19 protein-coding genes are annotated in these 21,946 nt (G+C 71.3%); 11 read left to right on the top strand and 8 right to left on the bottom strand.

Annotation, left to right across the window (positions count from 1 at the left end; genetic code table 11):
* Positions 1-193: 193 nt before the first annotated feature.
* Positions 194-2,101, top strand: a complete 1,908-nt coding sequence (locus EAO77_RS30740) for a hypothetical protein (RefSeq protein ID WP_147991606.1) — start codon at positions 194-196, stop codon at positions 2,099-2,101.
* A gap of 254 nt (positions 2,102-2,355) precedes the next feature.
* Here EAO77_RS30740 and EAO77_RS30730 read toward each other — a convergent pair whose 3' ends face one another.
* The gene (locus EAO77_RS30730; RefSeq protein WP_147991604.1) at positions 2,356-3,453 is read right to left on the bottom strand and encodes a M23 family metallopeptidase; all 1,098 of its coding nucleotides are present in this window, start codon (positions 3,451-3,453) and stop codon (positions 2,356-2,358) included.
* Positions 3,454-3,813: 360 nt separating this feature from the next.
* Positions 3,814-4,122 (bottom strand): glycosyltransferase, encoded by a 309-nt coding sequence (locus EAO77_RS30725; RefSeq protein WP_261994208.1) that lies wholly within the window; start codon positions 4,120-4,122, stop codon positions 3,814-3,816.
* 496 nt (positions 4,123-4,618) lie between these two features.
* On the opposite strand from EAO77_RS30725, the gene EAO77_RS30720 reads away from it, so the two are divergent.
* On the top strand, positions 4,619-5,515 hold the full coding sequence (locus tag EAO77_RS30720; protein ID WP_147991602.1) for a helix-turn-helix domain-containing protein: 897 nt from the start codon (positions 4,619-4,621) through the stop codon (positions 5,513-5,515).
* A gap of 165 nt (positions 5,516-5,680) precedes the next feature.
* On the opposite strand, the gene EAO77_RS30715 is transcribed toward EAO77_RS30720, so the two are convergent.
* Entirely contained in the window at positions 5,681-6,862 is a 1,182-nt protein-coding gene (locus EAO77_RS30715; RefSeq protein ID WP_147991601.1) for a glutamate--cysteine ligase, read from the bottom strand.
* A 75-nt stretch (positions 6,863-6,937) separates the two neighbouring features.
* On the opposite strand from EAO77_RS30715, the gene EAO77_RS30710 reads away from it, so the two are divergent.
* Entirely contained in the window at positions 6,938-8,347 is a 1,410-nt protein-coding gene (locus EAO77_RS30710) for an NAD(P)/FAD-dependent oxidoreductase (RefSeq protein ID WP_261994207.1), read from the top strand.
* A gap of 233 nt (positions 8,348-8,580) precedes the next feature.
* Here EAO77_RS30710 and EAO77_RS30705 read toward each other — a convergent pair whose 3' ends face one another.
* The gene (locus tag EAO77_RS30705; protein WP_315986120.1) at positions 8,581-9,876 is read right to left on the bottom strand and encodes an MFS transporter; all 1,296 of its coding nucleotides are present in this window, start codon (positions 9,874-9,876) and stop codon (positions 8,581-8,583) included.
* A gap of 311 nt (positions 9,877-10,187) precedes the next feature.
* Positions 10,188-11,450: an MFS transporter gene (locus EAO77_RS30700; protein WP_147991599.1), complete on the bottom strand. Its 1,263-nt coding sequence runs from the start codon at positions 11,448-11,450 to the stop codon at positions 10,188-10,190.
* Positions 11,451-12,371: 921 nt separating this feature from the next.
* Between EAO77_RS30700 and EAO77_RS30695 the strand changes: the two genes are divergently transcribed.
* From EAO77_RS30695 to EAO77_RS30675, 5 genes are all read left to right on the top strand, one after another.
* Positions 12,372-12,686, top strand: coding sequence for a hypothetical protein (locus EAO77_RS30695; protein ID WP_147991598.1), 315 nt, complete (start codon positions 12,372-12,374; stop codon positions 12,684-12,686).
* Positions 12,687-12,714: 28 nt separating this feature from the next.
* The gene (locus EAO77_RS30690) at positions 12,715-13,128 is read left to right on the top strand and encodes a hypothetical protein (protein WP_147991597.1); all 414 of its coding nucleotides are present in this window, start codon (positions 12,715-12,717) and stop codon (positions 13,126-13,128) included.
* Positions 13,129-13,236: 108 nt separating this feature from the next.
* Positions 13,237-13,659: a MarR family winged helix-turn-helix transcriptional regulator gene (locus EAO77_RS30685; protein ID WP_222723713.1), complete on the top strand. Its 423-nt coding sequence runs from the start codon at positions 13,237-13,239 to the stop codon at positions 13,657-13,659.
* Positions 13,656-14,939 carry an MFS transporter gene (locus EAO77_RS30680; protein WP_147991595.1) on the top strand — a complete coding sequence of 428 codons (1,284 nt, stop codon included), beginning with the start codon at positions 13,656-13,658 and terminating at the stop codon, positions 14,937-14,939. Before EAO77_RS30685 ends, EAO77_RS30680 begins: the two co-directional genes overlap by 4 nt.
* A 204-nt stretch (positions 14,940-15,143) precedes the next feature.
* A complete protein-coding gene (locus EAO77_RS30675) occupies positions 15,144-15,365 on the top strand; it encodes a hypothetical protein (RefSeq protein WP_147991594.1) in 222 nt (73 codons plus the stop codon).
* A gap of 311 nt (positions 15,366-15,676) precedes the next feature.
* Here EAO77_RS30675 and EAO77_RS30670 read toward each other — a convergent pair.
* A protein-coding gene (locus EAO77_RS30670; protein WP_261994206.1) for an IS5 family transposase occupies positions 15,677-16,551 on the bottom strand; the annotation gives its coding sequence in 2 pieces (ribosomal slippage) (positions 15,677-16,170 and positions 16,170-16,551; 876 coding nt in all).
* A gap of 64 nt (positions 16,552-16,615) precedes the next feature.
* Between EAO77_RS30670 and EAO77_RS30665 the strand changes: the two genes are divergently transcribed.
* On the top strand, positions 16,616-16,930 hold the full coding sequence (locus tag EAO77_RS30665) for a DUF6980 family protein (RefSeq protein ID WP_147991593.1): 315 nt from the start codon (positions 16,616-16,618) through the stop codon (positions 16,928-16,930).
* 309 nt (positions 16,931-17,239) lie between these two features.
* Here EAO77_RS30665 and EAO77_RS30660 read toward each other — a convergent pair whose 3' ends face one another.
* A complete protein-coding gene (locus EAO77_RS30660) occupies positions 17,240-17,884 on the bottom strand; it encodes a hypothetical protein (RefSeq protein ID WP_261994205.1) in 645 nt (214 codons plus the stop codon).
* 504 nt (positions 17,885-18,388) lie between these two features.
* Positions 18,389-19,627 carry a PucR family transcriptional regulator gene (locus tag EAO77_RS30655; RefSeq protein ID WP_261994204.1) on the bottom strand — a complete coding sequence of 413 codons (1,239 nt, stop codon included), beginning with the start codon at positions 19,625-19,627 and terminating at the stop codon, positions 18,389-18,391.
* Between the two features lie 168 nt (positions 19,628-19,795).
* On the opposite strand from EAO77_RS30655, the gene EAO77_RS30650 reads away from it, so the two are divergent.
* Together EAO77_RS30650 and EAO77_RS30645 are read left to right on the top strand one after the other, a co-directional pair.
* Positions 19,796-21,208 (top strand): alkyl sulfatase dimerization domain-containing protein, encoded by a 1,413-nt coding sequence (locus EAO77_RS30650; RefSeq protein WP_147991592.1) that lies wholly within the window; start codon positions 19,796-19,798, stop codon positions 21,206-21,208.
* 2 nt (positions 21,209-21,210) lie between these two features.
* On the top strand, positions 21,211-21,946 hold a 736-nt coding region (locus EAO77_RS30645), incomplete at its 3' end, for an MFS transporter (protein ID WP_187283487.1).

Here is a 21,946-nt window from a genome sequence, read left to right as displayed (position 1 = left end):
CGAGCCTAGACGGCCCGCCGCTCGCCGACGGGGAGCAACACCGCCGCTCGCGGAATCCCTTGCGGGCCGGGGCACTGCCGGGGCGCATGAGGGCCCGGCAGCGCCCCGGGCCCGCCGGCGCCAGGCCGCAACGGGCGCACCGGGTGGAAAACCGCTGGTGAAAGCGGTGGGGTAGGGCGCTACAGTCCGGCGTGTGACGACGTACAGGCTCCGGAACACCCGCTTGCACACGCCGGGCGCCCGCCTCCTCCACGGCAGGAGTGTGGAATCCGCCGTCGGCGCCGGGCGGGCCGGCGACTGGGTCGCCCTCGACCGGAGCATCTGGTCGGGAACCGTCGCCACGGTGCGCGGCTGGAGGCGTCGCGGCCGGATCCGCATCGGCTACCACTGGTTCGACGACCGTGAGGTGGCCGACTGGGAGAGCGCCCCGTACTGGCACGGGCCGGCCCCGGACCGCGGTGCTCCGTCCTGGAGCCGGCCCCCCACCGAATCCCAACTCGCCCTCTGCCTGGGGCACGCGGACGCCCGCGTCCGTGCCGCGGCACTGACCCGCGACGCTCAGGCGGGCGGCCTGCCCGCCTCCGTGCTGCCGCTCGTCCTGATCCGCTGCGCGGACACCGACGACCGGGTACGAGGCCTCGCACGCACCGTCCTCGACCGCGCGCTTGCCGGCGCCGACGACGCCGAACTGACGCGCCTGGCACCGCTCGCGGCGCTGGTGAGCGTACGACGACGGCACGGTGCATGGGTGCGCGAGGCCGTGCTCGGGCGCCTGGGTGAGCTGCCGGACCGGGCGGTGGCCCACCTGCTGACGAGCGGCGACCGGGAGACGCGGATCGGTGGGGTGCAGGCCGGAGCGGCGTACGGGCGTCTCGGGGTCGCACAGGCCTGGAAGGTTGCCGAACAGGACCCCGACGAAGGGGTGCGCCTGCACGCGCTGCGCGCGGGCATGGTCCTGGCGCTCGCCTCCGGACACCATGACGCTCTCCGTGACGCGCGGGCAAGGGTCCTCGCCCACCTCGACGCCGGTCTCTCGTACGGCGTACGCCGCGCCGTGCTCGCAGCCGCCGTCGAAACGGGCTTCTTCGCCGGCCCGGACCTGATCGCCCTCGCCCGCCGCCACCGCGACAGGAACATCCGAAGGGCCGCCTGCACGGCCCTCCTCGCCCGCCCCGACGGCCTCGCCGCACTCGACGCACTGCTCGCCGCGCGCGACCCGTTCGTGCGCCTCGCCGCCGTCGGGCAGTTGCGCCCCGCCGGCCGCGAAGACGCCCTGGCCCGGCACCTGTCGGACTCCTCGGCAACCGTCCGCGCGGCGGTGTGCCGGGAAATCCGGGCTGCGGGCGCCGACCCCCGCAGCCTGTACAGGGCGCTGTGCGCCGATCCGGACACTGTCGCACCAGGGGCGGTCATCGGGCTGGCCGAACAGCGGTGCCCCCGGGACGCGCCCCTGCTCCACGGACTCACATGCCACCCGAGGGGCCCTGTCCGCGCCCGTGCCCTCTCCGGGCTGCGCATGCTCGGCGAACTCCCCGACCACATGCTGCCGCCGTTCACCGACGACCCCCACCCCACCGTCCGCGCGACCGCGATCGGTGCGCTGCGCGGCAACGCCCGTCTTCTGCACGGCCTGATGCGCAGTCCGCACGCCGATGTCCGGGCCGGGGCCCTGACCCTCCTCGCCCGGCACCACGGACCGGCTCCGGACGAAACCCTGCTCCGGCTCGACGACCCGTCTCCCGGCGTCGCCGCGGCCGCGGCCGAAGCGCTTCGGCGCACCCCCGGGGACGTTCCCGACGACGAACTGCTCCGCCTCTCCTCACCCCGCCTGCCCCATGCCCACCGCTCCGTCGCAGCCGCCTGCCTGGCGGCCGGCCGGCGCGGACCGGTCGCTGCCCTGGCCGCCCTGCGACTTGCCGACGACGTCGACCCGCGCATACGCCGCACCGCACGCGACGGTGTGCTGTCCCTGTTCGGCACGCACGCGCCCGACAGTTCTCACGCCTCGGAGACGGCCTCGCTGACGGAACGGTACGCCCCGGAACTGCCGCACTGGCGACGCGACAGACAGCGGCGGTACGCGGCCGCGCGCCGCGGCTGAGAGCGCCGCCGGGTGACGTATCCGACGGGGTGTGCGTCCCGCCCGCGAACGACCTCAGGCAGCTCCGGGATCAGCGGGTGTGCCCGCGCCCGGTTCAGGAGGTACGCACCGCCCAGCGGCACGGTGCCCCCGTCCCGCACACGGGCCCGGACCGGGCAGCGTCGGCCGGGCCCCGTGCGGCGCGGGCGGAACGTCGAGGGACCGAGCAGCACGGCGACTGCCCGGTCCGTCGTCTGCGAGCGGTACCCCGGGCGTCAGCCGGTGCGGTTGTAGATCGCCGTACCGGGGCAGGCCGTGACGCCGAGACGGGTGCCGCAGCCGGAGTACTGGCCGGATCCGTTCCACCACGCCCAGCCGCCGATCGTGCGGCCGTTCAGCCAGGTGTACTGGCCGACGTAGTTGGCGTCGTAGGTGCGCAGGCTCCAGTGGACGTGGGCACCGGTCGCGGAACCGCCGGCGCAGGTGTCGGTGCCGATGGTGCCGAGCAGGGCACTGCGCGCGATCGCCGTCCCGTTGTAGTAGGTCGTGTTCCGCATGTGGTAGTAGTCCGTGGAGAATCCGCCGGGGTGGATCACCCGGGTCCAGCCGCCGCCCGCGCCGCACATCGAGGTGGCCGTGCCCTCACGGGACGAGCGCACCAGACCACTGGCGTTGCCGCCGGCGAAGTCGAGGGCGCTCCAGTAGCCGGTGGCACCGTCGTGTGCGTGGGGGCCGCCGGTCAGGGTCATGTAGTAGTCGGGCATCCAGGGCAGCAGCAGCCCGTTGGTGTTGGCCAGGGCTCCGGCCGGCGAGGCCTGCGCGTCCGGGGTCGCCTTGCGCTCGGCGTAGGCCGTCATGGTCTGCCGCTCCGCCGTGCCGACCAGCGGGGAGCCGGCCACGTGGTCGGCGAACTCGCGGTCGCCCTCGAGGCCCGAGACCCACTGCCCGTCCTTGCGGTGGGCGAGGTAGAGCCAGCCCTCCGGCGCACCGTGCTGCCTGCGTGATGCCTCGACGTAGGCGACGCCACGGGCCCAGTCGCCCGAGACGTCGCGGACGTCGACGACCACCTTGCGGCCCTCTGCGGCGAGTTCGCCGACGGCGGCCTCGGGGGCGAGACCCCTGGTGTCATGGGACCGCGAGAGGACATCCGCGGCGACGGCGTCCACCAGCGCCGTGCGTTCGGCGCCGAGACGGCCGGCGACGGCGGCCGGCATCTTCACGGCCACTCCGGAGGACGGGTGCTGGGTGACGGTCGAGGCGGATGTGGGCGAGGAGTTCGCCGGTGCCGCGGGTGCGGCGGCGAGCAGTCCGGTGACGGCGAGGGCGGTGACGGCGATTCTCACGTACGTGGAGACGGACGGTCCCGGCAGCACGGGCGATCCCCTTTCGCGAGTCGATTGTCATGTACCTGCGTGAGTGTGCTGCTCCTTGTCAACGCGCGTCAACCAGGCCGAAGTACCGCCACAGGTCGCTCCAATGACGACGGAGCCGGGCCGGCCGGACGGGGAGCATTCCCGGAGGAACACGTCCCCGCCGGACTGTGCCGACCATCGCATCGAGCGGCCCGCACTCCGGATGTCGTCGGGCAGCGCTCCGGCAACGGGCATGCCGGGGCCCGTCCTCGTGGAGATCGTCCTCGCCGCCGTCTCCCGGGACGGTGCTGGGCCGGATGCCCAGGCACGTCCCTCGGCCGGGGTGACGCACGGGCCCGGATCCGGAGCCGTGCGGGTGGATCAGATCTGGACGACGGCCTCGACGCGCATCCAGCCCCGGCGGTCGGCTGCCGCGTCGGTGGTGACCAGAACGTAGCCGTACTCGTTGTAGCCGGCGCCCTCGCAGGTCGAGGCGCCGACTATGTCACCGGCGTGCTTGGTCTTGACGACCACGCTGCTCGGATTCGGGTTCTCGTACACACCGGCGGTCGGCCACACGACTCTGTACTGGCATCCGAACGAGGCGAAAGCGCCGGCCGAGGGGCCGGCGACGAGAACACCGGCGCAGCCGAGCGCGGCGGCCAGGACGACGGTGGTGAGACGGTTCATGCGCATGAGCGGTGCTGCCCTTCAGGATCCGACGATCTGTCAGCGCACAGAATCGCAGGACCGTCGCCGGTTTGTCGCGCGCCCGGATGCCTCACCGGCGAACCTGCGATCCCTCGAAGGGTGGGGGGTGTCCTTGCTGAGCCGGCCCATGTGCCTTCAGTTCCTCCTGTGGGATCTCCGGCGCATGGAGGGCCGCGGCACCCTCGCAGAACGCGGTCGGCACCAGGCCGGCACGTGCGGAACGACCGCACGCCATCCGCGCACGTGCACCGCTCTCACCGGAGCTCGCATCGGCGGCTGCGGCCGCCCCTCCGCCGGTCCTGCGTGGACACGTCCGCACAGCACGTCCGGCGGCGCCTGCCGGGGGGCACATGACGGAGGCACCAGACGTTCGGGCTGCCTGGCGATCACGACGGCACGGCACATGATCGAGACCCCGTGCTTCATGGCAATCTGCGGGCGAGCAGCATGACGTGGAGCCGGAGGTACACCGTTCGTGGCAGGACACACCAACCCCACCGTCAGGAGGCGCCGTCTGGGAGCCGAACTCCGCAGGCTCCGCCTGGACAGCGGGCTGAAGTGCACGGAAGTGGCCGAGCGGCTCATGGTCTCCCAGCCCAAGATCAGCCACATGGAGAACGGCAACCGCGCCATCAGCCCGCGAGACGTCCGCGATCTGTGCGCGCTCTACGGAGTGACGGACCAGCAGGTCGTCGACGCTCTGATGGAGATGGCCCAGGAGTCCGGGCAGCGGGGCTGGTGGCAGGCGTACGGCGACATCCCCCAGAGCGTCTACCTCGCCCTGGAGACGGATGCCACCTCCCTCCACACCTACGGATCCACGGTGATCCCCTCTCTGCTGCAGACGCCCGCCTACGCCCTCGCGGTGATCGAGGAAACGATCCCCCTGCTCACCGCCGAACAGGCCGGCAGTCGCCTGAAGGCGCGGCTGCGGAGCCAGCACCGGATCTTCGATCCGACCCGTCCGCTGCGCCTGTGGGCTGTGCTGGACGAATCCGCTCTGCGCCGCGTCGTCGGCAGCCCGGACGTCATGCGGGAACAACTGGAGCACCTGCACGCACTGGGCACCGAGCCGCACATCACGGTGCAGGTCCTCCCCTACACGGCGGGTGCCCATCCCGGCATGTCGGGACAGTTCTCCATCCTGCGGTTCACCGACGGACCCGCGGCGGCGGTGGTGCATGTGGATCGGTTCACCAGCGACCTCTACCTGGACAAGCATTCCGACGTGGAGCATTACGGCGTGCTGCATGACCACCTGCAGCACCGGGCGCTCAGCCCCGCCGTCAGCAGCGGCTTCCTCACCGACGTCGCCAAGACCTACATCGACGCCGCACGCCACGTCCGAGTGCGGGAGGCCGGTGATCGCTGAAGCCGCCGACGGATACGCCGCGGATGCCTCGCGGCCGGCGTTCCGCGGACCCGCACCCGCGCCCGCGTCGGATCCGCGCGGCGGACCGAACCGTCCCGCACGGCGCACGGCGAGCGACGGGGCCGGGCCGGTGGGGACTGGTCCGGCTCTCCCGATCCCGCGATCTCAGTCCGATGCGGTCACCGAGGAGGTGAGGTGGTCGACGATGTCGGCGAGACGGCCTCGGCGCCGGTAGGCGGCGCGTTGCCGGTCGGCGCCGCTGCCGGTGGCGCGCAGGCGTGACCAGAGGGCGTTCACGAGTTCCGCGTCGCCGTGCTCCTTCAGGGCGGGTTGTACCCATGACAGGAGCTGGTCGATCTGGTCGACGGCGGGGGAGAGGCGGCCGGTGGCCAGGTCGATGCCCTGCCCGGCCAGGCCGTCGCGGGCCGCCCGCCAGCAAGCGGCGCGCAGCATTTCCGGGGCGGGCCGGCAGACCGGGTCGCCGGTGGTGGCGGCCTGGAGCGCGGTGGCGGTCATCGCCCTGATGAGACCGGCGAGGAGCACGGTCTCGCCCGGGGTCGTGGTCGCGTCGGCGACGCGGTACTCGAGGGTGGGCACGTGGTGGGAGGGGCGGATGTCCCAGTACAGGCCGCCGCGGTCCATGATGCTGCCGGTGGAGATGAAGCCCGCCACGAGGTCCTCGAAGTGGGAAGGGGACTCGAAGTAGGGGGGAGGGCCGGCCACCGGCCAGCGCCCCCAGGTCGTTGTGCGCCAGCTGGCGTACCCGGTGTCCCGCCCCGCCCAGAACGGCGAGTTGCCGGTGAGCGCGATCAAGGCAGGCAGCCAGGGGCGCAGGCGGTTGCTGATCTGCAGCGCCGTGGCGAGATCCGGAACACCGACATGGATGTGACACGCGCAGGCACACTGCTCGTCGTCCAGGGCACCGAACGTGGCGGCGCTCGCCGTGTAGCGCGGGCAGGCGGTCAGCGGCGGCGGGGAGACCTGGCCGAGAACCGGGCTGCCGCTGGAAACGACCTGCAGTCCCCGGTGGGCGGCGGCCCGGACGACCGCCACCCGCGTGGAACGGACCTGCTCGGCGAAGTCCGCAAGGCTGCGATGCGGATCCGTGCGCACCTCGACCTGGTAACGCGTCAGCTCCGGACCCACACGGTCACCGAGCTCACCCGCCGCCTCGGCCACCACCGCACCTGCCTGCGCGCTCACCTCCCGCGACACCGGGTCGACCAGGAGGAACTCCTCCTCCGCCCCCACCGTCAGCGCGATCGGCCCGCCCGTGACCGTCCGCCTTCGGCCATGGCCGGGGAGCAGCCCTTGTGGACCGGCAGACGTACGCCCTGTACTCGTCATGTGGTCATGCTGTCACGGACGGTGACCCCGGGGCAGGGCGAAAAGACGACATCCCTCAATGACGGGGAGCGCAACGTGCGTGAGCGGACACAGATACTGATCGCCGGGGGCGGCCCGGCAGGAACGACGGCGGCCACCGTGCTGGCACAGCAGGGGTTCGACGTCGTCCTGCTGGAGAAGGAACGCTTCCCCCGCTACCACATCGGGGAGTCCCTGCTCCCCTCACTCCTGCCTGTCCTGGACATCATGGGCGCCCGCGAGGCCGTCGAACGGCACGGCTTCGTCCGCAAGAACGGGGCCTTCTACGGCTGGGGCGGCCAGGAGTGGGCCCTGAGCTTCGACGAACCCGGCAGGCCCGCGACCCACAGCTTCCAGGTCGTCCGCTCAGAGTTCGACCACCTCCTCCTCCAGCACGCCCGCCACCAGGGAGCGGACGTACGGGAGGAGACCCGGGTGCGGCACATCGCCGTGCCCGACGGCCGGGCCACCAGCGCCTCCTGGTCAGGCGACGACGGCCGCGCAGGCGACATCGATTTCACCTGCCTGATCGACGCCACCGGTCGGGCCGGGCTCCTCGGCGCCCGCCAACTGCGCACCCGGCGCGTGCACGACGTATTCCGCAACGTCGCCGCCTGGGCATACTGGCGCGGTGCCGCTGCCGTACCGGGCGCCCCGGAGGGAGCGATCGGGGTCTTCTCCCTGCCCCGGTCCGGCTGGTTCTGGGCCATCCCCCTGCACGACGGCACCCTCAGCGTCGGGCTGGTCACTGACAAGCGCTCCTTCCACCAGGCCAGGAACGACCTGGGCTCCGTCGACGCCCTCTACCACGAAGCACTCACCCGGACACCGCTCCTCGCCCGCATGCTCGAGGACGCCCACCAGGTATCCGCCCTCACGATCGAGAGCGACTACTCCTACACCAGCGATACGTTCTGCGGCCCCGGCTACTACCTCGCCGGCGACGCCGCCTGCTTTCTCGACCCCCTGCTGTCCACCGGCGTCCATCTGGCCATGTACAGCGGCCTCCTCAGCGCCGCAGCCATCGCCACCGTCCTGCGCGGCGAAACCGACGAGGCCACCGCCCGCCGCTACTACCAGACCACCTACCGGCGGGCCTACGAGCGCCTCCTCATCCTCGTCGGCGCCTTCTACCGCATCCACGACGGCCGCGACACCTACTTCCGTCAGGCCCAACGACTCAGCCACCGCGACCAGCAGGGGCTGCGACTCCACGAGTCGTTCCTCAACATCATCACCGGCACCGAAGACCTCGACGACGCCCGGGAGCACCCCGTCGACCTCCTCTACGAAAGGCTCCGCCGCCCCCTGGACGAACACCACCAGCACGGTCTCGGCGGACATGGGACCAGCCACCTGCTCCCCCTGCCCACCACCCCGGACCACGCAGCCGCAGGCCTCTATCTCACCCTCACCCCGCACCCCGTCCTGCGCCCGGTGCCACCACCGGCCACCACGTCCGCGTGACGGCACCGGCGCCATGAAGACCGGCTGCCGGCGACGTGTGCCGGGAGATCCTGGAGCCCCACGTCCCGCCCCGAGTGCCGGCCCCCCGGGCACGCCACCGGGCAGCGGCGGCCGCGGGCCCGGCCATGCGCCGCCCGGGTGACCGCCGCCCACCTGCGGGACGCGCCCGGGCAGACGGGACCACTCCGCCCCCGCCACGGACTCTGTTCCAGTGGCCCCGGCCGGGAGCGGAGTCAGCCCGCGGTCTTCGTGAAGTCCAGGTCGGCATGGCGGACGGCGCGGGAGGCGGTGGAGACCGTGGCGCCGAGCATGCTGATGCAGCCGAAGAGGAGGAAGGTGGGGCCGGCGCCCCACCCGTCCACCAGGAGGCCGAAGAGCGGGAACATCACCGGGGTGATGCCGACCGCGCTGAGTGCCTGGACGGAGGCGACCCTGCCCTGGAAGGCGAGGGCGGTGTTGGCCTGCATCAGAGCCATCGCCAGACCGCCGCAGAGGCCGGAGACCAGGCCGGAGACGAGCGCCACGGCGACCGCGAGGGCGAGGTTCGGCATGACGCCGATCAGGCCGATGCCGGCGGAGGCGACGAGCAGGGCGATGTTGTGCCAGTGGCCGGCCCGGCGGAAGCGGCCGCGCACCACGAGCAGGAGCGAGGTCGTGCAGACGCCGGTGCTGAGGGCGGCGTTCACCCAGGCACCGCCGGAGGGGCCCCAGCCGCGTTCCTCGGCGAGCATGATGACGCCGATCGCGATCGGCGGGATGCAGCCGATCATGGAGAGCAGTCCGGAGAGGACGAGCGGGCCGACGACGGGCTCGTGGCGCAGGTAGACGATGCCGTCGACCAGGTCGCGGCGGGCGGTGGAGTCCGCGGCGGGCTGTTCCTCGGGCGGCAGCGGGGAGAGCCGGACCGCGACCAGGAGGAACAGCGAGAGGGTGAAGAGGACGCCGGTCACGGCGAACGCGGCGGCGGGGCCGCCGAGCCCCATCGAGAACCCGGCGAGCGGCGGGCCGGCGATGTGGCCGGACCGCTGCACCAGATTGCGCAGGCTCTGCACCCGCATCAGCTGGTCGCGGCCGGTGAGCCGGGGCGGCATGGCTCCGACCGCCGGCATGAACAGGGCGTCCACGACGCCGAAGGCGAGGGCGAGGGCGACGAGCAGCCAGAGGCCGGGGGTGCTGAACGCGAGCGCTGCGGCGGCCGTGAGGATCACCACGGCGCGGACCGCGTCGGAGGAGATGACCACCCTGCGCGGGCCGAACCGGTCGGCGATCACACCGCCGCCGAGCATGAGGATCGCCCGGGGTATCGCGCCGACCGCCATCACCAGGCCGACCTGGGCCGGTCCGGCCACCTTCTGCGCGGCCCAGCCGAGCGCCACGAAGTAGGCGGCGTCGCCGACCACGGAGAAGGTGTAGGCGATCAGCCAGCGCAGGACGTTGCCGTCCCGGTGCACCGGGACGGAGGGGGTGACGGCCACGGCGGGGGCGGGCGGGGCCGTGTCGTGGATGGGTTCATGGTCTCGCGAGTTCACAAGCGCGCATGATCTCCCACAACGCCGGCCACGCACAACGCAATTGCCTGCCGGATGTCGTGCCCCCGCGGCCCGGCGCCGCAGCTCTCGGCCCGCCACTGGCGGACCGGGACACTCCGGATCCTGGACGCCCCCGGGGCGGACAAGGCATGCCGTACGCCACCTGCACCGCCCGCGGCAGCTCCGAAGGCATCAGAGCCGACGCCCCCGGCGCTGGCGGGCATCACGTCCGGTGGGCGGGAGGCACTGCAGCGACCGTGCGTCCTGCCSCGGGCGGTCCAAGGCGCGTCACCCCGCACTGCGGCACCTGCTCATCCGGCGCTACAAGGGTGCCCCGGTGAAGGACGGTGCGTCGGATCGGGCCAGCTGACCCCGCGGACCCGGTGCAGGCCGATGGTGACCACGGTGAGGACCGCGGCTGTGCCGGCGAGCGTCAGGACCGTCGACGGCGAGGAGTGGTCGACCACGACGCCTCCGATCAGAGCACCCGCCGAGATGGTGGCCTGGAACGAAGCCGTGAAGAGCACCGAGGACGCCTCGGGGGAGTGGGGGCACGCCCTGGCGAACCACGTCTGCGAGCAGACCGGCACGGCGCCGTAGGCGAGGCCCCACAGGATCAGCAGGGCGACGGCCCCGGCCGGGCTGTTCCCCAGCACCGGCAGCAGCAGAGTTGCCCCGGCCAGCATCACGGCGGCCGAGGCGAAGGCGGCTCTCGGGTGGCGGGTCACGGCGGTACCACCGAGAAAGTTGCCGACGATCCCGGCCACCCCGTAGATCAGCAGGAACAGCGTGATCACCCCGGTGCCCACCCGGGTCACCTGCTCCAGGAACGGAGTGACGTAGGTATAGGCGCCGAAGTGGGCGAGGACGACCAGGAAGGTGATGACCAGCGCGTAGCGGGTGTTCACGCTCTTGCGCATGTCGGTGAGCAGGCGCAGGCGCGTCGGCTCCTCGGCGGGCAGCGGCGGGAGCGCAAGGATCAGCAGGACGAAGACGCCGAGGGTCGAAACTCCCATGACCAGGAAGGCGGTTCGCCAGCCGGCGACGCTCCCGACGAAGGTGCCGAGAGGAACCCCGACGACGGAGCCGAGGGGTACGGCGGCGAAGATGACCGAGGTGGCCCGGCCGACCCACCTCGCCGGCACCAGCCGGCCGGCCACACCCGCGCCGATCGACCAGAAGCCCCCGATGGTGATGCCGACCAGCACCCGGGAGACCAGCACCAGCCAGAAGTCGGCGGCGGCCGCGGCAAGGAAGTTGGCCAGCGCGAGCAGGAGGACGAACGCCCCCAGCATGATCCGCCGGTCGACGCGTCCGGCAGTCACGGTGACCAGCGGGGCCGCAGCGGCCGCCAGGAATCCCGGCATGGTCATCATGAGACCTGCCGTCCCGTCGGAGACGGTGAAATCGGACCCGATGGAGGTCAGCAGGCCGATCGGCAGGATCTCGGTGGTGACGATCGAGAAGATTCCCAGCATCACCGCGACGACGGCCAGCCACGAGACGAGTGATGATCGTGCCGACGACCCCGTGGAGTCGGTGCGGTCGGTGGGAGTGGTCGAGGCTGTGGGCACGGGTCCCGTCCTGTCGTGGGATGTCACATGACGATGTGCGTTCCACTCCAGCAGGAACCGGGTGCGTCCTCCGGCGACTTCGCGACATCACCATCGCCGCACGGTCGCTGCCCGGATGGGCGAAGACGGGACAGCGTTCCGGCAGGTCCCTCCCTCAGCTCCTGCTGCGCCGGGCAGGCCAGTGCTGCCTCTTCGAGGTGTCCGGCTTCCTCCGCTCCACTCGTGCTGGGCAGGTCAACGGCAAGAGCGACCCGGCAGGCCAGGGTGAGCGGGTGCTGACAGTCCCGCCCCTGACCCGGTGGTCGCGCAGCTGCCGGATGATTTGGTGATCTCCGTCGAACGGCACAGGTCCGAGCGGTAGCCTCTGAGCGGCTGATGACACGCGTGGGAGCGGGGTGTTGAGTGTGCGGGGAGCCTTACGGCGGCGGCTTTGCGCTGCGCTCCTGATCGCAGGTGCGCTCGCCCCCGGCTCCGCGTCGGCCGCCACCCCGGACGACGCCCGCAATGTCGCCTGCCTGTCGGCGAGTGGCCGTCAGGGAGTGGTGGCCGCGGCGTCGGCCCTGGGCCTGGTGACGGCCGCGAGCACACCGGCAGCGGTCGACCCGGCCGGCGGTGAACCCGAGGCGCTGACCCTGGACGCCTGGCGGAAGGACCGGCCCGCCGACTTCCAGCGCGCTTGCGCCGCACACATCGAGGCACAGGCCCTCAGCAGAGGAGCTCCGTCGGCTTCGGCACCTGCTCCGGGCTTGCTGTCCTGGCTGCTGCCCTTGGTAGTCGGTGCACTGCTCACCATGGGCGCCGCCGAGATCCGAAGCGCCCGGGACCGGGGTCTGGCGAACGCGAACGGGATCAGGACGGCCACGGCTGCCTTCCGTGACGCTGTCTCCGCGTACGCCTCCCAGTGGGCCGAGACAACGGTGCATGCTCCATGTGCAGGAACGGACGCTGACCGCCTTCCGCGACGCCGTCGCCCGCACCCTCGATCGCGCACGTGACGGGGGCAGGGAGAGCTACGGCCCGGACATCGGCCCGTTGTGCCACCGCTACGACCGGCTGACGGGCGAGAACCTGGAAGGTCTGGACCCCATGGTGCTGGACGAGTTGTACGCCAGGAGCATGAGGAGGGGACCCGGCCGATGGCACCGCCGGGAGCCCGACGACGCGTTCTCCCTGCTGCGCGTCTTTCAGGACCTCGGCCGCGACGTGTATCAAATGAGTACGAACTACCTTTACTGAGAGAAGGCGTTGTTGACGGTCAGGGGTCTTGACCAGAGCGAATACCTCCGGTGCGGCGGAGCTGTTCAGGACCTCATCACCCCTCTTCCGTGGTCGCCAGGAAAAGGGGTTCAGCGACTCCATCAAGCCCAAGCAGGTGAACGCCACCACCGGCATACTCGACTCGTGGAACGGCACCGTCTTCGCAGCCGCCCGAGGGCACGTGCTGGCCGGCCGGAACACCGGCGGCGGGTTCAGCCGTGACGACGACACCGTGTGGTGGGTGCATGGTCTACGTACCGGCACGCTCATCGCCCAGGTCGTCTGCGACGACGACGTCCCCGGCAAGACCAGCGCCGACCGCGACTTCCCCGTCATCTCCTCACCCGGCGGAAAAGAACGCGAGCAGGGCGGCAACGTCAGTCGCCTGCCCGCCCCACGCAGGCGAGCATCCCGCAGGTGAGTGCTCCTCAGACATTTATTGGAGCGCTGTTATATTAGCGCTGTGACATCTTCGGATCCCACCGCGGTACCCGACCCCTGGCACTCCCTGCACGAGCTGCTGGCAGCCATGGACGCCGAGATCGAGCGGGTCTACGTCGAGCGCGGGATCGAGGGGGTGCGGCCTCGCTTCGCCTATCCGCTGATCCGGCTCGCCCACACCGGACCGCTGACCATTCGCGAGCTGGCAAAGTCCCTGGGCCGCTCGCACTCAGCGATCAGCCAGACCGTCGCCGCCATGCGTAAAGAGGGTCTGGTCACCTCCGAGCCGGGGCCTGACGCTCGCACCCGGCGGATCGACCTGACCGCGCGCGGACGGTCCCTGGTGCCGTTCCTCGAGGCGGAGTGGCGCGCTACCCACGACGCGGTCGCCGAGCTGGACAGCGTGATCCCGTACGCGATGACCACCGTCGTCGAGGAAGTGCGGCGGGCGCTGGGCCACCGGTCGATGCGACAGCGGATCCTTGATCACCTTGTCGAGCCGCCGCGATGAGCGGACTTGGCGGCATCCACTTCCTCGACACCCGTCCACTGCGCGGCAGTAGGCCGTTCCGTGCCCTGTGGATCGGTACCTCCGCCTCGCAACTCGGCGGCCAGATAGCCACCGTGGCGGTGCTGGCCCAGGTCTGGGATCTGACCGGCAGCCCGGTGGGCACCGGTGCCATCGGGCTCGCCACCGGGTTGCCGATGGTGCTGTTCGGGCTGCTCGGCGGCACAGTGGCCGACACCTTCGACCGTCGCACGGTGGTGCGGGTCACCACTGTGGGCAGTCTGCTGGCTGCCGCAGGGCTGTGTGCCCAAGCCGTGGCGGGTAACCGCAGTGTGATCCTGCTGCTTGCCCTGGTCGCCGTGGGGACGAGCTGCAGCGCTCTGGGCGCTCCCGCGCGGCGCACCCTCCCTGTCCGGCTGTTGCCGAGCGACCAGGTCGCGGCCGGCCTTGCGCTGATGAACGTGTCCTTCCAGGCGGCGATGCTGGCCGGACCCGCGCTGGCCGGGATGATCATCGCCCGCTGGGATCTTCCTGTCGCATTTGCTGCCCAGGCCGTGACCATGACCCTCGCGGCACTCTCGCTGATCCGCCTGCCCGCCATGCCGCCCGATGGCGCCGCAGCGGCCGGTGGCAAGCGCCGTCCGCAACGAGGCGGTTGGCGAATCCTGCGCCGCCCGACGCTGTGGGGCTCGATGGCCACCGACCTGTCCGCAACGCTGCTCGCCATGCCGATCGCGCTCTTCCCGCTGGTCAACGAGATCCGCTTCGGCGGAAACCCGCAGACCCTCGGCCTGTTCCTCTCGGCCGTCGCGGTCGGGGGAATCACGGCCGGACTACTCTCCGGCACGGTCACGCGCTGGAACCGTGGCGGCCTGGTCCAGCTGTCCGCAGCCGCTGTCTGGGGCTTGGCGCTGGCCTGTTTCGGTCTGGCGGGGCCGTTGTGGCTCGCGCTCGCGTGCCTGGCCGTTGCGGGCGCTGCCGACACCGTGTCCGTCATCACCCGAGGTGCCCTGGTTCAGTTGGAGACCCCAGATGCGTACCGGGGGCGGGTCTCTTCGGTGGAACACGTCATTGGTGTCGCCGGCCCCGAACTCGGGAACTTTCGCGGCGGCCTATTGGCCTCGACGACCTCAGCATCCTTCTCGCTCGTCTTCGGCGGACTGTCTGCCATCCTGGCAATCGCCGCCGTGGCCGCGACCAACGGCCCCCTGCGCGCCTACCGCACACCGGCTCCTACCGAGAGGCCGGCTGCCCCTGAGGCCGCCGAAGCAGCAGCTGGATAGAAGGCTGATGTCGCGCATGGCAAGGGGGCGCCAGCAGCGCAGGCTCTGACGACGCCTTGCCGACGTCTCCTCGACAGCGGGTCCCGGATCCAGCTAGGACCTGTCCGGCCGATCAAGGTCTTGACGGCCTTGGGACTTGAGTTGCCTGGCCCTGTCACCAGCCGTCCACCAGACGACAACAACAACAGGTCCTACGATCTGTCCATGATCGAGACTCCGAAGCATTGGACCGTTCGCCATTTCTCGCAGGCCAACCCCGCTGGCCCAGGCTGCGATAGCGTTCCGGCTCTCTTGCGACGGCTGGCCGATGCCATCGAGGCGTTGGGCCCCGTCGAGATCCAGGATGTGGTGATCGAGTCCGAGACGACTGAACACGGCCCCTGGCGATCTGGGACCGTGTACTTCCATCTACCGGAAGACGAATAAGGGCTGATCCTGACGCTCACGAGCGGAGCCAGATCACCAGTGCTGCGGCGGTGGCGGTGCCGAGGTGGACGTAGCCGCGCTTGTCGTAGCGGGTGGCGACGGCCCCGTGCTGTAGGCATTGTCGGCCGCGAGGCCGTCCGGCTTCTTGCGGGGCCTGCCCGGCCCGGCCCGGCCCGGCCCGGGCCGCGGCACGCGGATCTTCTCCAGGACAGGCTTGAACTGGGTGCAGTCAGCACGCTGGCCTGGTGTGATGATCAGGGACAGCGGGCGGCAGCGGCCGTCCGCGCTAGGGCGTGTATCGAATGTGCTGGTCACAGCCACTCGTTGATGGCTGCGACCAAGACGGTCGCCTCGTAGCGGACCGCGAGCTTGTCATAGCGAGTCGCCACAGCACGGTGCCTTTTGAGGCGACTAATGCCGCACTCGACCGCGTGCCGAGCCGTGTAGTCCTCGACGTCGAATTTGGGGGGCCGGCCGCCGAAGGAGCCGAGCTTCTTGCGGTTGCGGGCCTGGTCGGCCTTGTCCGGGATGGTGCAGCGGATACCGCGGCGTCGCAGGTAGGCGCGGTTCTTTCGGGACGCGTACGCCTTATCCGCGCGGACGCGGTCGGGCCGGGTGCGCGGTCGCCCCGAGCCGCTGCGGGCCACGCGGACCTTCTTCAGGACGTGCCCGAACTGCGGGGAGTCGCCGCGCTGCCCGGCGGTGATCACGATGGACATGGACTTTTGCCCCTGCTCGACAGCCAGGTGCAGCTTGGTGGTCAGGCCGCCGCGCGAGCGTCCGAGGCCGTGGTCATCGGGCTCGACGCTGATGCCGCCGGGCGGCTCGGCCTGCAGATCCCCCTTTTCCGCGCTCCGGCAGCGTGCTGGTGGGCCCGGCACACGGTGGAGTCGACGTTGAGGTCCCAGGTGATGAGCTCCGTGGCGTCGGCCTGGGCCTGCAACGCGGCGAAGATCCGCTGCCAGGTGCCGTCCCGCTGCCAGCGCCGAAAGAGGTCATACACCCGCGCCCAAGGTCCGTACCTCTCTGGCACGTCCCGCCACGGGACCCCGGTGCGGGTGCGGAACCGTATCCCGTCGATCAGTTGCCGCCTGATCCATATCGGCGGACGGCCTGGTTTCTTGCCCTTGGGCAACAACGGCTCCAGGCGCGTCCACTGCGCATCCGTCAGATCTCCACGTGCCATCCGGTGATCATCACAGACTGTGATCTACTTCGGGCATGGTGTCGATGAACGAGAAGCCGAGGTCATGACCAACCACTGCTGCGAGGCGATGAGCCGCCGCGTGAACGTGCGCTGCGACCAGCACGACGACCCCTTCGCCTGCCCGGACGCACTGATCGACTTCAGCGCCAAGTTCCAGGAGTACGGGCTGATCATCCACGACGGCGGCACATCGACCATCACCGTCGACTTCTGCCCCTGGTGCGGACGGCGTCTCCCCGAGTCACAGCGGGACCGATGGTTCGACGAACTCGAACGGCGTGGGATCGATCCGTGGGAGGACGAAGTCCCTGCCGAGTTCCAGGACGACCGCTGGCTTACCGCCCTGTCTCGGGACTGACCAACCCGCAGCCTCTCAAGCCCCTTCTGATACACGCCCTAGGAGCGTGCTGGTGAACCCGACGCGCGAGCGGCCCAGGCCCTCGCCTCCAGCACCACCTCCACCAGGCGGGCGACAGGCTCTGCCACGGCGTCTCGTCCGCCGGCCGCAGCGCCCGTTGCTCACGGGCAGGAACGGCCGCAGCCGTTCCCACTCGGCATCGCTCAGATCACCCCGACCCATGCCCAAAGGAACGACTGGGCACGGAGTAGTCACATCATCAGCTGGACGGCGACGACCTTGCCGGCCTCGCCGCCGGGGCCTGCGTGATCATCTGCTGGAACGGCTGGTGGTCCCCGGTGCGCGGCCCGCGAGCCAGGCAGCGATCCGCTTCTGCAGCTCCTTGTCGGCGCGGGGATAGTCCCAATGTGCGTACCACTCCAGGTCTTGCAGGATGTTTTCGGAGCGGGCCGGGTGGGCCACCGCCCTCACGTCGACACCGGTTTCGCCCGTCGAGCAGCTGATGTACACGCTGCTGTCGAGCGCCATCATGCTGAAACCCGGGTGGCCCGCACGTATGCCGAGGAACGCCGATGCCGCACCCCGGCCCATGATGTCCCAGCAGTCGAAAAGCCGGACCCGGGTCCAGACCCACGATGGGGTATGGCGGCCGTAATGCAAGTGCTCCTTCGGCAGGAGGGCATGGTGCGTGTGGGTGCCGTGGGGAAGCAGGACGAGAAACTCGCGCTGGTGGTCGAGAAGGCCAGAGGAGACCGCCAGGTCGTACCAGTTCTCGTTGAGACGCCGGACGAGCCGTGGGGTTTCGTACGGGTGGGAGAAGCCTCCGACGATGTCCTCGCGACGGTATCCGGAGACGAACGGCATCGTTCCGTCCGGCACGGCGTTCGGGATCACCTCGAGGCCGGCCCGCCGCAGCGGCCGGTACATCTTGCGTTCGCGCTCCTGTATACCCACGGGGCAGTGTTCTACCAGGTGCGGTGCGCCAAGAATCCCCGGCCCGGTGCGTCTCCCGTTTCCCGACCTCCCGGATCGGACCGGTGCTCGGATCACATGCGTGATCGGCCGGACAGGTCCTCGTGGCCCTTGGCCGTCATCGCCTCCCGACAGACTCAGTTCCGACAGGCGACTTGCCTCATGAACGGCCAGGTGGTGCCAGGTGTCGTCGACCGCGAACCAGCGCAGCAGCACACCGTCGTGCAGCCGGAGACAGTCGGGGTTGCCGCGCCACCGGCCGGCACAGACCCGGACCGGGACGGTGAGGCCGTCGACGCTGGTGCCCTGCCGCGGGCGCTCCCCGTACGCTGACGCGTGCCGCGCCGGCGTCCCGCCTCCGGTCGCGGCGCCGGTGTCGGCGTGTGTACGGGCGAGACCGCTACGGGTCGGGAGTGCCGAACACGGTGGACCCCGCCGCGGCACCGCCTCCGTCACGCGCGACAGCGACCCCTGCTCCCGCGAGGGTCACCCGGGAGCGTCGCCGCGCAGCAGCAGGGCGGCCAGGGCCAGGGCGTTCCCGCGGGGCGAGGCGATGTCGAGGCCGGTGAGCTCGGTGATCCTCGCGAGCCGGTTGTCCACCGTGTTGGGGTGCAGCCTGAGCCGGTGTGCGGTGCGGCGCCGTTCGTGGCGGTGCTCGATGTGGACGCGCAGGGTCTCGATGAGTTCGGGCCGGTCGCCGAGGGGATCGAGAAGGGCGGCGATGCGGTCGCTGCTCTCGTCGTGGCGGGAGAGGTGGTACTCCAGCAGAACATCGTCCATGCGGTGCACGCCGGCGGGTCGTCCGCAGGCGCGGGCGACCCGGACGATGTCGGTGGCGGTGCGGGCGGCGGCCGGCACGTCCCGGGGGGTGGCGGCGGTGACCGCGGCCACGCGGACATCGTCTCCGCAGACCTGCCGGAGCCGGACGGTCAGCTCCTCGCAGGCACGGACGCCGTCGGTGTCGTCAGGCCGCCGGGAGGCGATCACGTGTCCGCCGTCGGCGCCGAGCAGGGACGCGGCCCCCGCGTCGAAGGTGCGGTCCAGAACGGTCTGGACGCGGCGCGTCCGGCGGCGCTCCGCCACGGCCGAGGCCTCGGGATCCCGCTCGCGCGGAACATACAGGTGGACGACGAGGGTGGGGCCTTCGAGTCCCAGCTCGTCGAAGGCCCGCGCAGGAGGCAGGGAGCCGTCCAGCAGCCCCCGTACGAGGGACCGGTGGTGTTCGCGTCGCTCGGCGAAGAGCGCGGCCTGCTCGTCGAGATAGGTCTCGGCGACGGTTCCGATGACGGCCTCGTGGCCGCGGAGGAGGAGGTCGACGAGTTCCAGCAGCGCGCCTTCCTCGCCGGCGGCGGTCTCGTCCCTGAGTGCCTGCCAGAGGACGTGGACGGCCGTGGAATGGCTGCGCAGCAGGGTGTGCAGGGGCATCCCCTCGTCGGCGCGCTGGGCGGCGCGTTCCCGGAAGAGGCGGTAGTCCCCGGCGTCGTCCCGCTCGTCGCGAACGCGGTGCAGGAAAAGACGCAGTCCGTGCCGGACCGTTGCGGCGACCTCCACGTCCTTCACGTCGGTGGGGAGTTCGCTGTATCCGGGCAGCCGCTCGAACGATTCACGGGCCATGCGGCGGGCGAGCTCGTTGACGCGGCTCTCGCACCGGGCGGCGAGCGCCCGGGCCGCGGGCGACAGCGCGGGACGCGTGTCGCGGGCTTCGGACGGTGGGTTGCTCGGCACCGGAGGCTCCTCCCGGGCAATGTGATGGATCACAGCCTGTGCCGTGGACGACTGTGAAGGCGGCGGATATCTCCCCGTCACGCTCCGCCGCAGACTCTACAGACATCAGCGGGCCACACGAGGGGCGCGGGACGCGCCTCCAGGGTGACGTACGAGGAGCCGGGAACTATGACCGAACACAATGCCAGCGGTTACATGGAGTACGCGGACCGGGTCTGGCACGGGGAGGAGTCTCTGCTGGCCCACTTCACCGGACAGTTCGCCGGCGGCGGACTCGTGCGGGTCGCCGAGCGGACCGGCTTCTTCCCGGCCTTCGCGAACGTTGCGGTGTTCGACACCGGGGACGGTCTGGTGCTGGTCGATTCGGGTGACTTCCGCACGGCGTCCCAGCTGCACGACGCGGTCCGCGACCGCACCCAGGCCCCCGTGAGCACGGTGGTGTACACCCACGGTCACGTGGACCACGTCTTCGGCGTGGGCCCGTTCGACCGGGAGGCCGCCGACGCCGGCACGGCGCGCCCTGAGGTCGTCGCGCACGAGGCGGTGGCGGCACGCTTCGACCGCTACCGGGAGACGGCCGGCTACAACACCTGGATCAACCGACGCCAGTTCGGCGTGCCGTCCCTGAACTGGCCGACGGAGTACCGCTACCCGGACACCACCTACCGCGACCGGCTGACCCTGCGCAGGGGAGAGCTGACCTTCGAGCTGGTGCACGCCCGAGGCGAGACGGACGACCACACCTATGTGTGGATCCCGGAGCTGAAGACCCTGTGCACCGGAGACCTGTTCATCTGGAACTCGCCCAACGCCGGCAACCCGCAGAAGGTGCAGCGCTACCCCGTGGAGTGGGCGGCGGCACTGCGCGCCATGCAGGACCTCGGCGCCGAGGTCCTGCTCCCCGGACACGGCGTGCCGATCCTCGGCGCCGTTCGCATCCGTCAGGCGCTCGGCGACACGGCGGACCTGCTCGAATCCCTGTGCACCCAGACCCGGGACCTGATGAACGCCGGCGCCCGCCTCGACGAGGTGCTGCACGGCGTGAAGGTCCCGCCCGGCCTGCTGGAGAAGCCGTACCTGCACCCCGCGTACGACGAGCCCGAGTTCGTCGTACGGAACCTGTGGCGACTGTGGGGCGGCTGGTACGACCAGAACCCCGCCAACCTCAAGCCGGCCCCCGAAGGCGCGCTGGCCGCCGAACTCGCCGAGGCCGCCGGCGGCGCTCGGGCGCTGGCGGACCGGGCCGCGCGCCTGCTCGCCCGCGGCGAGCTGCGTCTCGCGACGCACCTGGCCGAGACCGCCGCGCTGGCCGCACCCGCCGACCCCGACGTGGCCCGGATCCGGGCCGAGGTCTTCACCCGTCGGGCAGCGGCGGAGACCTCGACGATGGCGCGCGGCGTCTTCAACTGGGCCGCCGCGGAGGCCTCCGCCGTGGCGGAGGGCACAGACGTCGCCACCGAGCTGACACGCAGCGACGAAGGACGGCGACGGGCCGCGGGAGTCATCAGCGTGGGCGTCGTCGACGACGACAGCTGCGGCTGCGCCGCCGTCATGGACGACATCGCAGAGCGAGGGGTGTGACCGTGGACGCAGTGACCGCGACGATGCGGGGCCCAGGTCCGACGGTCCCGACGGCAGGCGGCCGGCAGGCATGGGAGACCACCTGGCTCCTGCTGGTCTTCATGCTGGTGAACTTCGCCGACAAGGCCGTCCTGGGGCTGGCCGGGCCGGAGATCATGAAGGAGTTCGGACTCACCCGTCAGGAGTTCGGCACGGCCCAGGCCGCGTTCTTCGGTCTCTTCTCGCTCTCCGCGCTGGGCGTCTCGTTCCTGACCCGCAAGGTGCGCACATCGGTGCTGCTCCTGGTGATGGGCCTGCTGTGGGCGGCGGCTCAGTTGCCGATGCTCTGGGGGGCGGCGGGCTTCGCGACGCTGATCGCCACCAGGGTGTTGCTCGGCTTCGCCGAAGGGCCCTCGGCCCCGGTCGCGGTCCATCACGTCCACGGTTGGTTCGAGCAGCGTGAGCCCGGCCGCCCCGAACGCCCAGCGCCAGCCGAAGTGGGAGATCACCGCGCCCGCCGAGGCCACCAGGAGCAGACCGGCGCCGGCACCGGTCGGCAGCCTTCCGACCCTTCCGCCCAGGACTGCCCGGCGGGCCAGCAGCCCGTGAGTCAGCAAGACCACGCCGTTGGCCACGGCTCCCCCGCCGACCGCGGCGGCGGCCCGGTCGAGGTCCCAGCCGACCACCGTCCGGAGATAGTCCGGCAGCCAGGTGAGTTTGGCGCTCATCACCCAATAGGCGGCGAACGCACCCAGTGCC

Origin of the sequence: Streptomyces sp. T39, from assembly GCF_008042045.1 — a bacterium.
Classification (GTDB): Bacteria; Actinomycetota; Actinomycetes; order Streptomycetales; family Streptomycetaceae; genus Streptomyces.
The sequence above is the reverse complement of the archived record's forward strand: the minus strand, read 5'-3'. Positions and strand labels throughout refer to the sequence as shown.

Excerpts from the sequence above, each read along its gene's own strand:
- EAO77_RS30650 (WP_147991592.1), top strand. The coding sequence starts at position 19,796 with ATGACCGAACACAATGCCAGCGGTTACATGGAGTACGCGGACCGGGTC.
- EAO77_RS30675 (WP_147991594.1), top strand. The coding sequence starts at position 15,144 with ATGATCGAGACTCCGAAGCATTGGACCGTTCGCCATTTCTCGCAGGCC.
- EAO77_RS30680 (WP_147991595.1), top strand. The coding sequence starts at position 13,656 with ATGAGCGGACTTGGCGGCATCCACTTCCTCGACACCCGTCCACTGCGC.
- EAO77_RS30725 (WP_261994208.1), bottom strand. The coding sequence starts at position 4,122 with ATGAACCGTCTCACCACCGTCGTCCTGGCCGCCGCGCTCGGCTGCGCC.
- EAO77_RS30685 (WP_222723713.1), top strand. The coding sequence starts at position 13,237 with ATGGACGCCGAGATCGAGCGGGTCTACGTCGAGCGCGGGATCGAGGGG.
- EAO77_RS30695 (WP_147991598.1), top strand. The coding sequence starts at position 12,372 with ATGCTCCATGTGCAGGAACGGACGCTGACCGCCTTCCGCGACGCCGTC.
- EAO77_RS30715 (WP_147991601.1), bottom strand. The coding sequence starts at position 6,862 with ATGACGAGTACAGGGCGTACGTCTGCCGGTCCACAAGGGCTGCTCCCC.
- EAO77_RS30665 (WP_147991593.1), top strand. The coding sequence starts at position 16,616 with ATGACCAACCACTGCTGCGAGGCGATGAGCCGCCGCGTGAACGTGCGC.